General features: G+C 69.9%; 11 protein-coding genes, 1 tRNA gene and 1 pseudogene. 9 read left to right on the forward strand and 4 right to left on the reverse strand.

Translation table 11 applies throughout. The annotated features are described in order from the left end of the window. Window positions 1-248: 248 nt before the first annotated feature. The 4 genes from ACGFX9_RS31415 to ACGFX9_RS31430 all read left to right on the forward strand — a co-directional run bounded on the left by ACGFX9_RS31415 (window position 249) and on the right by ACGFX9_RS31430 (window position 4667). Window positions 249-1436, forward strand: a complete 1188-nt coding sequence (locus ACGFX9_RS31415; protein ID WP_393480373.1) for a thiolase family protein — start codon at window positions 249-251, stop codon at window positions 1434-1436. Window positions 1437-1535: 99 nt separating this feature from the next. After that, window positions 1536-3059, forward strand: a complete 1524-nt coding sequence (locus ACGFX9_RS31420) for a long-chain fatty acid--CoA ligase (RefSeq protein ID WP_393480375.1) — start codon at window positions 1536-1538, stop codon at window positions 3057-3059. Window positions 3060-3141: 82 nt separating this feature from the next. Next, window positions 3142-3885: a sulfite exporter TauE/SafE family protein gene (locus ACGFX9_RS31425; protein ID WP_393480378.1), complete on the forward strand. Its 744-nt coding sequence runs from the start codon at window positions 3142-3144 to the stop codon at window positions 3883-3885. 23 nt (window positions 3886-3908) lie between these two features. Beyond that, window positions 3909-4667 (forward strand): cobalt-precorrin-6A reductase, encoded by a 759-nt coding sequence (locus ACGFX9_RS31430; RefSeq protein ID WP_393480383.1) that lies wholly within the window; start codon window positions 3909-3911, stop codon window positions 4665-4667. Between the two features lie 91 nt (window positions 4668-4758). Here the strand turns inward: ACGFX9_RS31430 and ACGFX9_RS31435 are convergent, their stop codons facing one another. The 3 genes from ACGFX9_RS31435 to ACGFX9_RS31445 all read right to left on the reverse strand — a co-directional run bounded on the left by ACGFX9_RS31435 (window position 4759) and on the right by ACGFX9_RS31445 (window position 8432). Beyond that, the gene (locus tag ACGFX9_RS31435; protein ID WP_393480490.1) at window positions 4759-6759 is read right to left on the reverse strand and encodes an MDR family MFS transporter; all 2001 of its coding nucleotides are present in this window, start codon (window positions 6757-6759) and stop codon (window positions 4759-4761) included. Window positions 6760-6944: 185 nt separating this feature from the next. Next, window positions 6945-7724, reverse strand: coding sequence for a precorrin-6A synthase (deacetylating) (cobF, locus tag ACGFX9_RS31440; RefSeq protein WP_393480386.1), 780 nt, complete (start codon window positions 7722-7724; stop codon window positions 6945-6947). Between the two features lie 180 nt (window positions 7725-7904). Beyond that, window positions 7905-8432 carry a DUF309 domain-containing protein gene (locus tag ACGFX9_RS31445; RefSeq protein WP_393480390.1) on the reverse strand — a complete coding sequence of 176 codons (528 nt, stop codon included), beginning with the start codon at window positions 8430-8432 and terminating at the stop codon, window positions 7905-7907. Between the two features lie 109 nt (window positions 8433-8541). On the opposite strand from ACGFX9_RS31445, the gene ACGFX9_RS31450 reads away from it, so the two are divergent. The 3 genes and pseudogenes from ACGFX9_RS31450 to ACGFX9_RS31460 form a co-directional block, all read left to right on the forward strand. Next, window positions 8542-8615, forward strand: a tRNA-Pro gene (locus ACGFX9_RS31450). Window positions 8616-8818: 203 nt separating this feature from the next. After that, the gene (locus tag ACGFX9_RS31455; protein ID WP_393480493.1) at window positions 8819-9610 is read left to right on the forward strand and encodes a M20/M25/M40 family metallo-hydrolase; all 792 of its coding nucleotides are present in this window, start codon (window positions 8819-8821) and stop codon (window positions 9608-9610) included. A gap of 19 nt (window positions 9611-9629) precedes the next feature. Beyond that, window positions 9630-9731 (forward strand): annotated as a pseudogene (locus tag ACGFX9_RS31460) (hypothetical protein); the annotation flags it as partial. Between the two features lie 99 nt (window positions 9732-9830). Here ACGFX9_RS31460 and ACGFX9_RS31465 read toward each other — a convergent pair. Continuing rightward, window positions 9831-11180 carry a hypothetical protein gene (locus ACGFX9_RS31465; RefSeq protein ID WP_393480395.1) on the reverse strand — a complete coding sequence of 450 codons (1350 nt, stop codon included), beginning with the start codon at window positions 11178-11180 and terminating at the stop codon, window positions 9831-9833. A 151-nt stretch (window positions 11181-11331) separates the two neighbouring features. Between ACGFX9_RS31465 and ACGFX9_RS31470 the strand changes: the two genes are divergently transcribed. Further along, window positions 11332-11694 (forward strand): hypothetical protein, encoded by a 363-nt coding sequence (locus ACGFX9_RS31470; protein ID WP_393480398.1) that lies wholly within the window; start codon window positions 11332-11334, stop codon window positions 11692-11694. A 266-nt stretch (window positions 11695-11960) separates the two neighbouring features. Continuing rightward, window positions 11961-12143 (forward strand): hypothetical protein, encoded by a 183-nt coding sequence (locus tag ACGFX9_RS31475; RefSeq protein WP_393480401.1) that lies wholly within the window; start codon window positions 11961-11963, stop codon window positions 12141-12143. Window positions 12144-12272 lie beyond the last annotated feature (129 nt).

A 12272-nucleotide genomic window follows, 5' to 3' on the forward strand; every position in this document is an offset into this window, starting at 1 on the left:
GGTGGGCTGGATTTCCAGCCTCTCCTGAACCGCCGGTCGGGCTGGATTTCCAGCCCGTCCGGCGTTTGAGGACGAACTCGGCGAAGCCGGTGATCAACGGTGCGCAAGGCTGCCCGCAGGCTAAACGGTGCGCAAGACCCCCCGCAGAATTCCCCCTACCGCCAAGCGCCAGCGTCCCGTACAGTCGTTAAAACTAGCAGTGCTAATTTACGTCACGAGCTACACCGCAAACGATCCGGAGCCGTATCGTGCGCCCAGTCCACTTCGCCGCAGCCCGCCGCACCCCCATCGGCAAACTCCGCGGCAGCCTCTCCACCGTCCGCCCGGACGACCTCGCCGCCACCGTCGTACGAGGTCTCATCGCGGGCACCCCCCAGCTGGATCCCGCCCGGATCGACGACGTCTACTGGGGCGCCGCCAACCAGGCGGGCGAGGACAACCGCAACGTGGCCCGCATGGCCGCCCTCCTCGCGGGTCTCCCGGAATCCGTGCCGGGCGCCACCGTGAACCGGCTCTGCGCCTCCGGGATGGAGGCCGTCACGGCCGCCGCCCGCACCATCGCGTCGGGCGAGGCGGACATCGTCCTCGCGGGCGGCTCCGAGTCGATGAGCCGCGCCCCCTTCGTCCTGCCCCGCCCGGACGAGGCGCTGCCCCACAAGATGGAGACCGCCGACACCCGGCTCGGCTGGCGCCTCGTCAATCCGGCGATGAAGGACCTGCACGGCGTCCTGGCGATGGGCGAGACCGCCGAAGAGGTCGCCGAGCGCTACGGAGTCTCCCGCGAGCGGCAGGACACCTTCGCCCTGCGCAGCCACCAGCTCGCCACCGCGGCCCGCAGGAACGGCCACTTCGACGACGAGATCCTCCCCGTCACCCGGCCTGACGGCACCCTCGTCGACCTCGACGAATGCGTCCGCGATGACACCTCGTACGAGAAGCTCAGCGGCCTGCGCCCCGTCTTCCGCAAGGGCGGCACCGTCACCGCGGGCAACGCCTCGCCGATGAACGACGGCGCGGCAGGACTCCTCCTCGTCAGCGAGGAAGCCCTGAACGAGCTGGGGCTCGAATCCCTCGGACGGTACGTCGCGGGCGCCTCCGCCGGTGTCCACCCGGACGTCATGGGCATCGGCCCCGTCCCCGCCACCCAGAAGGCGCTCGCCCGCGTCGGCTGGTCCATCGGCGACCTCCAGGAGGCCGAGTTCAACGAGGCGTTCGCGGCTCAGGCCCTCGCCTGCGTGGACGCCCTCGGCATCGACCCGGAGCTGGTCAACCCGACCGGCGGCGCCATCGCCATCGGACACCCCCTCGGCTGCTCCGGCGCCCGCATCCTGACCACGCTGCTGCACCGCATGCGCCGCACCGGCGCGGGCCGCGGTCTCGCCACCATGTGCGTGGGCGTGGGCCAGGGCAGCGCGCTGCTCGTCGAACGCGGCTGAATCTCCCTCCCCTCCCAAGGCCGCACCGGAACGCACGGAACGCACGGAACGCACGGAACGCACGGAACGCACGGAGCGCACGGAAACGGAGCACCACCCATGGCCACGCTGTCCCTCGCCGCGATCCTCGCCGAACCCGCCCGTCGCCGGCCGGACCGCACCGCCCTCGTCGAGGGTGAACTGCGCCTCACCTTCGCCGAGTTGTGGCGGCAGGCCCGCGCACAGGCCGCCGCGCTCGTGGAGCTCGGGATCCGGCCGGGGGACCGCGTGGCCCTGATGGCGCCCAACACCGCCGAGTTCCCGCGCGCCTATTACGCGATCCTCGCCGCGGGCGGCGTCGTCGTCCCCGTACACCTCCTGCTCTCCGCCGAGGAGGTCGAGCACGTCCTGCGGGACAGCGGCGCGGCCCTGCTCCTGTGTCACCCCGCGCAGGCGAAGACCGGCAAGGCGGCAGCGACCGCAACCGGCGTGCGGATGCTGGCCCTCGGCGATGACGGCGAGCTGGAAACCCTGGCGGGCGCGGCCGAGCCGCTGCCCGGCTACGTCACCCGCGAAGCCGACGACCCCGCCGTCGTCTTCTACACCAGCGGCACCACCGGCGTCCCCAAGGGCGCCGTGCTCAGCCACTTCAACCTCGTGATGAACGCGACGGTCTCCGCCTTCGACGCCCACGACGTCCACCGTGACGACATCGCGCTCGGCGCGCTCCCGCTCTTCCACGCGTTCGGCCAGACCGTCTCCATGAACGCCACCTGGCGCGTGGGCGCCACGCTCGTCCTGCTGCCGCGCTTCGACGCCGCGCGGGCCATCGAGCTGATGGTGGCGGAGGGCGTGAACACCTTCCACGGGGTGCCGACGATGTACGTGAACCTCGTGGCCGCCGCGGCCACGGCCCCCGAACTGCCCAAGCTGCGGCTCTGCGTCTCCGGCGGTGCCTCGCTGCCCGTCGCCGTACTCGAACGCTTCGAGGAGGCCTTCGGCGTACCGGTCTACGAGGGGTACGGGCTCTCCGAGACCTCGCCCAGCGCCTCCGTCAACCAGCCCGTCTTCGGCACCAGGGCGGGCAGCATCGGCCACCCGCTGTGGGGCGTGGACGTGGAGATCGCCCGCGCCGAGACCGAGGATCGCGTCGAGCTGCTGCCGGCAGGGGAGCTGGGCGAGGTCGTGGTCCGCGGCCACAACGTCTTCTCCGGCTACCTGGGACGCCCGGAAGCGACCGCCGAGGCGCTCGTCGACGGCTGGTTCCGCACCGGGGACCTCGGCACCAAGGACGCCGACGGGTTCCTTGCCATCGTCGACCGCAAGAAGGACGTCATCATCCGCGGCGGCTTCAACGTCTACCCGCGCGAGGTCGAAGAGGTACTCGTGCGCCACCCGGACGTCGCGCAGGTCGCCGTGATCGGCCTGCCCGACGACGTGCACGGCGAGGAGATCTGCGCCGTCGTCGTCCCGGCGCCGGGCAAGGCCCCCGAGGCCGCGGCGATCACCGCGTGGTCGAAGGAACACCTGGGGCGCCACAAGTACCCGCGCCGCGTCGAGTTCGCCGCGGAACTGCCGCTCGGCCCCAGCATGAAGGTCCTCAAGCGGGAGCTGCGCGGCACGTACGGCAGGGCGTCGGCGTAGGAGCAGGCCTGGTCGTCCGGCGTCCCAGGATGTGGCCGCCCGCCCGCCGCCCGGATAGGTGGGTCTAGCATTTGTTTTCGGCATGGACATATCTATCTGGGGATTCGCCGCACTCGCCGCGGCCGCGCTGCTGGTCGGCTTCTCGAAGACCGCCGTCAGCGGCGCCAACACGATCAGCCTCGCCGTCTTCGCCGCCGTGCTCCCGGCCCGCGAATCCACCGGGGTACTGCTCCCCATCCTGATCGCCGGTGACGTGCTCGCCGTCCTCACCTACCGCCGCCACGCCCACTGGCCCACCCTGTGGCGGCTGTTCCCCGCCGTCGCGGCGGGTGTGGTCGCGGGCACGGTCTTCCTCATGTGGGCCGACGACGCCATCGTCCGTACGTCGATCGGGGCGATCCTGCTCCTGATGGCGGCGGTCACGCTGTGGCGCCGCCGGACCCCGGCCAAGGACCCGGAGGAGTCGTCCGGCTCCCGGCTCAAGGGCCCCTCGTACGGCGTCCTCGGCGGCTTCACCACCATGGTCGCCAACGCGGGCGGCCCGGTCATGTCGATGTATCTCCTCTCCGCGGGCTTCAAGAAGCTGAGCTTCCTGGGGACTTCGGCGTGGTTCTTCCTGATCGTCAACACCTCCAAAGTGCCGTTCAGCGTGGGCCTCGGTCTGATCGACGGGCAGTCGCTGCTGCTCGACGCGGCGCTCGTGCTCTTCGTCGTGCCGGGCGCTCTGATCGGCAAGGCCGCCGTGCACCGGATCAACCAGCGCCTCTTCGAGCAGCTGGTGATCGGCGCCACCGTGCTCGGCGGACTCCAGCTGCTGCTGCGCTGAGCGCGCGACGTAGCCTCGGAGCCATGCATGTGCTCGTCCTCGGGGGGACCACCGAAGCCCGCCGGCTCGCCGCCGAACTCGCCGCCCGCCCCGGTGTACGGGTGACCACCTCGCTCGCGGGGCGCGTCGCACGGCCCGCCGCGCTCGAAGGGGACGTACGCGTCGGGGGATTCGGTGGCGTGGACGGTCTCGCCGCCTGGCTGCGCGAGCGGCGGGTGGACGCCGTCGTCGACGCCACGCATCCCTTCGCCGCCACCATCAGCGAGAACGCGGTCCGGGCCGCGCGACTCACCGGCGTCCCCGCCGTCATGCTCCGCAGGCCCGGCTGGCGTCCGGTGCCGGGCGACCGCTGGCACGACACCGCCTCGCTCACCGGGGCCGCGGCGCTGCTGCCCTCGCTCGGCCGCCGCGTCTTCCTGACCACCGGGCGCCTCGGCCTCGCCGCCTTCGCGGGCCCGGACCTGGCCGAACTCCACTTCCTCGTACGCTCAGTTGAACCCCCCGAGCCGCCGCTGCCCCGCCACGCCGAGATCCTCCTCGACCGCGGCCCGTACACGATCGACGGCGAGACAGCGCTGCTGCGCGAGCACCGCGTCGACGTCCTGGTGACCAAGGACAGCGGAGGCGCGGCGACAGCGGCCAAGCTCACCGCGGCCCGCGCCCTTTCGCTGCCGGTGGTGATCGTGCGCCGCCCGGAGCCGCCACAGGGTGCGCGGGTGCTGCCCGACGCGGCGGGCGTGCTGTCGCACCTGGCGAGCCTTGGCCTCCCCGGGCGCGTCTGACGGGGCTCTCCTCCGCCGCGCGCCGCTGCCTGCCAGCAGGCGCCCCGCCCGTCGGCGCTCGGGATGAGGGAGCCGGGCGGAACGATCAGGCTCAGCCCGGAACCCGGCTCAGCCTCGTGGCACCCTCCGCCGGGGGAGTCGCGAGGCCGTGCTCCAAATCCTCCACGAGGAGCCGTTTCGCGATGACATCGACCGCCTTGACGAGGTCCTGGTCGGCGGGCCGCCCGCTGTCCTTCTCCACCTGCTCGCCCAGCCACCTGCTCCACGCCTCGCCGATCACGCCGGCCTCACGTTCGCCCGCAGGCGTGTGCGAGAAGAGCATCCCGGATCGGGTGAGGTAGCCCTCCTCGACCATGCGGTTGAAGACCGGGACCAGAACTTCCGGCGGCAGTTGGCGCCGTGCGGCGATCAGGCCGAGGCTCGCGTGGCCCACCATCCGGTCGAAGAGCGCGACCTGCATCACGGCCCACGCCCCGGCGATGTCGAGACGAGTGTCGGAATCCCTGATGACGCCGCGCGCGGTGTCCATGCCGGTCTTGCGGATGATGTTGCCCACCGCGAGCTGGAGGATCTGGTCCGGGCTGCCGCTCGACGACGGCGACGCGAAACCCTCGCCCATGTCCGACGAGCTCATCCGCGCGCTGTCGCGCAGCTGGACCTGCTTGAGGAAGAGGGCGACCACGAACCCGAGCAGCGCGACCGGCACCGTCCACAGAAAGACGGTGTGGAGCGTGTCGGCGTACGCCTTGATGATGGGCGCCGCCGCGTCCGCCGGAAGACTGTGCAGCCCCTGCGGGCTCTGCGCCGCCTTGGCAAGCACCGCCGCGTCCGTGGGCCCCGAGCGGGCCGCCGCGGCGACCCCGTCCTTGAGGTTCGGCTCCAGGGTGTTGGCGTAGATCGTGCCGAACACGGCGGTGCCGAACGAGCTGCCCAGCGTACGGAAGAAGGTGACACCCGACGTGGCCGTACCCAGATCGCTGTAGACGACGGTGTTCTGCACGGCGATCGTCAGGACCTGCATGCACAGCCCGATACCGGCGCCGAGGACGAACATGTACACCGATTCGACCCAGGTGCTGGTCTCGCTGCCCATGAGCGAGAGCAGATACAGGCCGAGCGCCATCACCAGCGCCCCGACGATGGGGAAGATCCGGTACGTGCCGGTCTTGCTCACCACATTGCCGCTGAAGATCGACGCGATGAGCAGCCCGATCACCATGGGCAGCGTTCGCACGCCGGAAATAGTGGCCGAGTCCCCGTCGACGTACTGCAGATAGGTCGGCAGGAACGTCATCGCGCCGAGCATCGCGAAACCGACGATGAAACTGAGGATCGAGCAGACCGTGAAGACGGGGTTGGCGAAAAGACGCATCGGCAGCATCGGTTCGGCCGCGCGTGTCTCGACGACACAGAACAGCGCGAGCGCGAGCGCACCGCCCACGAACAGCGCGATGATGGTGCTCGAGCCCCACGCGTACTGGTTGCCGCCCCAACTCGTCGCCAGAATCAGGGCGCTGGCTCCGATCGCGACGAACGCGATGCCGAGATAGTCGATGACGGGACGCACCGCCGACTTCACGACGGGGATGTTGCGGGCCGCGGCGATCACCACGACGATCGCGATGGGTACGTTGACGTAGAACGCCCAGCGCCAGGTCAGATGGTCGGTGAAGAGCCCACCGAGGAGCGGCCCGATAACGGTGGCAACGCCGAAAACGGCGCCGATCGCACCCTGGTACTTTCCGCGCTCGCGCAGCGGGATGACGTCGGCGATCAACGCCATCGACGTCACCATGAGCCCGCCCGCGCCGATGCCCTGGAGTGCGCGCCACGCGATGAGCAGCGTCATGTTCGTGGACAGACCGCACAGGAACGACCCGGTGATGAAGACGATCGCCGAGACCTGAAAGACGATCTTCCGCCCGAAGAGATCGCCGAACTTACCGACGAGCACCGTGGCCACGGTCTCCGCGAGCAGATACGAGGTCACGACCCACGACATGTGCTCGGCGCCGCCCAGATCCGACACGATCGTGGGCAGGGCGGTGCCCACGATGGTCTGGTCGAGGGCGGCGAGCAGCATCCCCAGCATGATCGTCACGAAGACGATGTTGCGGCGGCGCTTGTCCAGGACGGGCGGGCCCTGGTCCGGGCCCTGCTCCGGGGCCTCGGCTGCGGGCTGGGCGGTGGTGGTCACACGGTCACCCTCACACCGCCCCCGGCCCGCTGCATGCGGGGCCGGTCCGGTCCGGTGACGCGGGACTCGGGAGGGTGCTCTCAGTCCAGGTTGCGGCGCAGCAGGTAGGTGTCCATGATCCAGCCCTTGCGCTCGCGGGCCTCGGCACGGAGGGTCTCGATGCGAGGCGCGGCCTCGTCGAGCGGCCCGGAGACGAGGATCTCGTCGGCGGTCCCGATGTAGGCCCCCCAGTAGATGTACATATCGCCGCCCTCCCCACCTTCGTACCGGCGGAACGCCTGATGGGCGTCGAGCATCACCACGACGTCGTCGACGCCCTCCGGAAAGCCGTGGTCGGCCAGACGGCGCCCGGTGGTGATCTGCACGGGGCGCGCGACGCGGTTCAGCCCGGTGCGGTGCTTCGCAGCGAGCGAGGAGACGCTGCTGATGCCCGGCACGACGTCGTACGAGAAAGCCACCGCGCCCCGGTCGAGAACCTCCTCCAGGATCCCGAGGGTGCTGTCGTACAGAGCGGGGTCGCCCCACACCAGGAACGCGCCGGACTCGTCCGCACCCAGCTCGTCGGCGATCAGCCGCTCATAGATGTCCGCACGGCGGCTGCGCCAGTCCCCGACGGCGGGGGAGTAGTCCGCGCCGCCCGCCTTGCGGTCGCGCGCGGGGTCCCGCGCCTCGACCACGCGGTAGGCACCGTCGGCGCGGTGCGCGCCGAGGAGATCACGCCGCAGCTGGACGAGGTCGTCCTTCTCCCCGCCCTTGTCGAGGATGAAGTACACGTCGCTGCTCTTGAGCGCCTTGACGGCCTGCAGGGTCAACTGGTCGGGGTCGCCCGCGCCGATACCGATGACATGAATCTTTCGCACGCCGAGAGTCTGCCGTACGGGGCGACTGGGGGCCTGGGCGGGTAGGTCGGGAGCTTGGGCTGTGCGGAGGCTGGGCGGGTCGGTCGGGAGCTTGGGCTGTGCGGAGGCTGGGCGGGTCGGTCGGGAGCTTGGGCTGTGCGGAGGCTGGGCGGGGCGCCGGGGCGGGCTATGGAGGTCGCGTCACTCGCCCCCGGCCCTCTCCTCACCCCCGCGCAACCGCGGCGCGCGCTCGGCCGCGTCCACGGTCAGGCCTTCGCCCTCCACAACCTTCGCCAACTCCCGCGCCCACGCCACGAGTCCGTCCACGTCGAGCCCGTGCGGTCGCTCCCCCCACTTGCCCGCGCCGATCGCGCTCGCGCCCCTGAGCAGCAGTCGCGCCCCGCCCGTGGTGTTGCCGCGGGCCGAGTGGGTGAGGCCAACTGCCAGTTGCGCCAGGCCTTTCCACAGGTCACGTTCGTCATCGGGGCCCGACTTCCAGGCGTCTTCGAAGACCTCGTGCGCGTGGAAGGGGCGTCCCGCGTCGAGCAGGGCCTGCGCCTGGGTGACCGTCTCATCGGGCGTACGCGTGACCCCCTCAGGCTGCCGCTCCACGCCTTCGGCGCCGTACGGCAAAGGCCTCCCGAGGCCGTCACGCGGGCGCGCGTTGCGGGCGCGGCCCTCGTCGTCACGGTCGCGGCCACGGTCATCGGGTCGAGGTGCGGTACTCATACGGAGATTGTCCCTCGCCGCCCACCTGGCGGGGGGCGAGGACCACCCCCGATCGTGAGGTAAAGTTCTGCTTGCGCAATCACCGCAGAACACCGCGGGAAACGCGCACCGGGACGTGGCGCAGCTTGGTAGCGCACTTGACTGGGGGTCAAGGGGTCGCAGGTTCAAATCCTGTCGTCCCGACGGAAACGTCGCAGGTAGGGGCCATCTTCGGATGGCCCCTACTTCGTGTTTGGGAGCGAGTTTGGGAGCGGGGAGCCGCTCCCTGCGCTCCCAGGGAGCGGAAGTCTGGGAGCGACGTCAACCGGCGGTCGACCGCGGGTCACCCGATCCTGTCGCGCCCTCGGAGAATCTGCGCTGCGTGACGTGGCGCGGGTGTCAAGGCTCTGTGGGTGCCCGACGAGGAAAGCGGCGAGCCGGGCGTGGGATGCAGCGGCGGCATGCGGGCCGCAGCCCAGCTGCTGGCTAGCGGAGACATTCCCCATGCCAGGTTTGCCATCTACGTCGAACCCACCGGGTTGGCGATCTGCACCGCTCAGATCGGATTCCTCATCGCCGAGATCGCGATCCGGGGCCGCAGCGCGTACTTCAGCCGACCGAATGACGGGGTAGACGCACTGCGCCTCGGGCACACGATGCTCAGCGAACTGTGGCGTCTGGGCGAGGAACTGCGCGCACGCGAAGAGCACCCGAGGCTGGGGCGCCCGCAGCTGCTGGTCACCGCCCTCAACGCGGGCGGGCTCATCGCTGTTCCGGGGGCATGCGAGCTGAGTGTCATCCGCACGGTCACCCCGGGCGAAAGCCTTTCGCGGGCTGCCGAGGACATCTGCCGGGTGGCGAACGACACAGTGAAAGACAGTGACGCATCAGTGACGATCAAGTTCCCGGCAGGCCGGGACCATGCACTCGGAGGGTGTTCAGCCGAATCCGATCCGGAATGCGAAGAAATACGGGCCCTGAGAGCAGCGGTTCGAGCCGTAGCACCACAGAAGGACAGAGTGGCGGGCGCGCCGTACTGGTCCGAGATGTCGTTCCTCAACCGCTTGGACATCCCGTGTGTCTATTGGGCGCCGGGGGACATCAGCATGTGTCACACGGACGAGGAAAGCGTATCGATCGACGAATTCCTGGCCGGTGTGAAGGCCCTGACCCTGTTCCTGTCCGAATCCTGGGCCTGAGTAGTGTGAACCGCTCCGGGTGTGGCGGACGCGACTCGAGCTGTCCACCGCGCTCTTCGAGTACCTGGAGATCTTCCACGACCGACAGCGCAGACACTCCGCACTGAGCATGCTCAGCCCAGTGGAGTACGAACTCCGCACCCCACCAGTAGCCCGAAACCAAGCAAGTCAACTCCACCCAACTCGGACAGTCCGGAGCCTCCACCAACCCCGGAGCGGTTCAGGCTTTGAGGGCGGCGACTTCTCGCGCCCGTCCCGCCAGTTCCTTTACCGGCCGCGCACCGGCATGCGCGCGCATCTCCCGGCGCATCGTCCCAAAATGCTCGTCGCCGCGTGCGGAGGAGACGAGCTCGTACTCGTTCAGGAACCGGTTCCAGGAGGCGCACGCCGCGTCCAGATGTCCGAGGGCGAGCTGCCGTTGAGCCAGCAACGCGTAGGAGTGCACGCGGCCCTGCCGCTCCTGTGCGGGCTGCACTTTGATGGAGTCCTGCAGTGCTTTGATGCTGCCGGGCAGGTCCCGCTCCTCGTACAGCACATGTGAGAGGTGCAAGAGCCATGCGGTGCGGTCGTATCCGCCCACGGCGTCGCGCCGGTTGTCGGCCTTCGACAGCGCGGCCTCGGCCTCGCTCAGTCGTGCGTGGGCCTGCCTGCGGTCCTTGACCATGGACGCGGCGTGGGCTTGCTGACCGCGCAGGAATGCCACCAGGCGGGGGCCGGCTTGTGGGGCGGCCTCGGCGGCGCTGTCGGCGAACTCCAGCCCCTTGCGGCCGTGGCGAAGGCTCGTCATCTGCAACGACATGCCTCGCAGTGTGCGGCAGTACGTCACATGGTCCCCGGCTTCGTCGGCGAGGGAGAGGGCTTTGAGGTACCAGCGTTGGGCGGCGGCGTGGTCTTTCTCGTACATCGCCATCCAGCCGGTCAGATACGTCAGATCCGAGGCTGCGGCTTTCAGGTCGGCCGCGACGGTCCCCGACGCTTGTGCCTTCATCCACGGCCCGACCGTGTTCACCAGGAATGCGGCCGCCATTGGCCGGGCGTGGCCGGCGCCGTCCTCGTCCAGGATGTCGGCGATCCTGACGGTCGTGCGCCGCACCGAGGCGACCTGCGAGCCGCCGATGCGCGTGGTGGCCTTGCCCGGTGAGACCGGCTCACTGGCGTGTGCTGCCGCCGTGCTGAAGGCGGGCACAGCCAGCGCTGCGGTGAATACACCGGCTGCGAGAACGCCGCGTCGAGAGGGATCCATGTCCGCCCTTCCCAGGTCGATCAACTCCTCAACAGTGTCGAGGTGTTGAGAGCCTTCGGCGGGCGTGGCAGGGGTCAGGCCCGCTTCCTCGTGCGTGATGGGCCTGCTGAGTTTCTCCGACAGGGCGGCCACCACTATTGCCCTGACCTGTTGCTTTGGCTGGTGTCCGCGAAGCCACATCGAGACGGACTGGCCGCTGTACGTCAGCGGCATCCCGGCGAGGTTCCCGATGCGGTTCACAGCGCGGGCGAGTTCCTCGCGCTGGCATTGTCCCTGGTCAAGCAGGTTGGCCAGCCTGGTGTTCGGCGTACGCGGTGTGCCTGCCATGGGTGATTCTCCCGCTAGCTCCGACAGCTTTTACGGCGTTTACGTGCGCGCTCTTCTTTCACGGTACCCGCGCAGCGTGACCGGTAGTTGGCTGTACGTCAGGAACCAGACGGAACCATCACGTCCATCCAGGGAGCCCACGGTGACCCTTATGACCACCCCTCACCACCAGACCAGCGACCCCGTGGACCTGGCCCTCGTCGACAACGCCGTCCACCGCGCCGAAGGGCTCGCCGTCGCCGACCCCAGTAGCCGCCTTGCCGACGCCGTGGTCGCTGAACTGGCCACCTACCTGGCCGCGTTGATCACGCCCGCCGAGTATCACCTGGGTCGCATGCCGGGCCGCAGCCCCGCCGAGCAACGCGCTCGCGACGTCCTTGCCGACAGCATCGGCCACGTCAGATCCGTCCATCGCGACCAGCAGACGGGCGCCTTCACCAACCCCACCGCCCGCCTTTACCTCCTCGCCGGGGCGTGCCGTCTGCTGAAGAACGCGATGGTGCCGTCGTGGTGAGCCCCCGGAACGGGGGCGGCTGCCGAGCCCGGCGCCCAGGGCGCTCCAGAGTGACCGAAGCGGCCATCACCACGGCGCTGGTGTCGCTGGTCGTGTTCACCTTCGGCGTGCTCCTCATCCACACCCTCACCAGGCGCTAGCCGCCCGTTTGAACTCCCGTGCCGGGCCTGACCAGCCGCCCTCGCTCCCCTGCGAGGCGGCCCGGCGCGGGTCCCCGCGGGCAGAGCCGCCCGCCCCCGAAGCACCATCGACGAAAGGAACTCGCTGTGAAGCAACGCCTTGACCAGTCCACCAGTGTGCAAGCCACCACGCTCGGCGGCATCGAGCTGGGCCCACTGTTCACCGACCGCGCCCAGTTCGAGATCCCGGACCTGGCAACCCGATTTGCCTACAAGAAGGAAGCAGGCTCCTCGGACACCAACCACGAGTACGACAGCCTCAAGGTCTGACCCGTACCCAGCACCCGTGCGCGTAGGGTCCGGCCAGGCCCAGACCCCGCCCGGCCGGGCCCCGCGCCCCACCTCGTGGAGGACCTTGTGCTCAAGCTGCGCATCCAACCCGCCCCGATGAGCCGCGAG

This window comes from Streptomyces sp. NPDC048436 (assembly GCF_043200355.1).
Lineage (GTDB): Bacteria > Actinomycetota > Actinomycetes > Streptomycetales > Streptomycetaceae > Streptomyces.

What these genes read in the sequence shown, in the direction of transcription:
- ACGFX9_RS31435 (WP_393480490.1), bottom strand. Translation starts at nt 6,759, where the DNA reads ATGCTGGGGATGCTGCTCGCCGCCCTCGACCAGACCATCGTGGGCACC.
- ACGFX9_RS31465 (WP_393480395.1), bottom strand. Translation starts at nt 11,180, where the DNA reads ATGGCAGGCACACCGCGTACGCCGAACACCAGGCTGGCCAACCTGCTT.
- ACGFX9_RS31445 (WP_393480390.1), bottom strand. Translation starts at nt 8,432, where the DNA reads ATGAGTACCGCACCTCGACCCGATGACCGTGGCCGCGACCGTGACGAC.
- ACGFX9_RS31420 (WP_393480375.1), top strand. Translation starts at nt 1,536, where the DNA reads ATGGCCACGCTGTCCCTCGCCGCGATCCTCGCCGAACCCGCCCGTCGC.
- ACGFX9_RS31470 (WP_393480398.1), top strand. Translation starts at nt 11,332, where the DNA reads ATGACCACCCCTCACCACCAGACCAGCGACCCCGTGGACCTGGCCCTC.
- ACGFX9_RS31425 (WP_393480378.1), top strand. Translation starts at nt 3,142, where the DNA reads ATGGACATATCTATCTGGGGATTCGCCGCACTCGCCGCGGCCGCGCTG.
- ACGFX9_RS31430 (WP_393480383.1), top strand. Translation starts at nt 3,909, where the DNA reads ATGCATGTGCTCGTCCTCGGGGGGACCACCGAAGCCCGCCGGCTCGCC.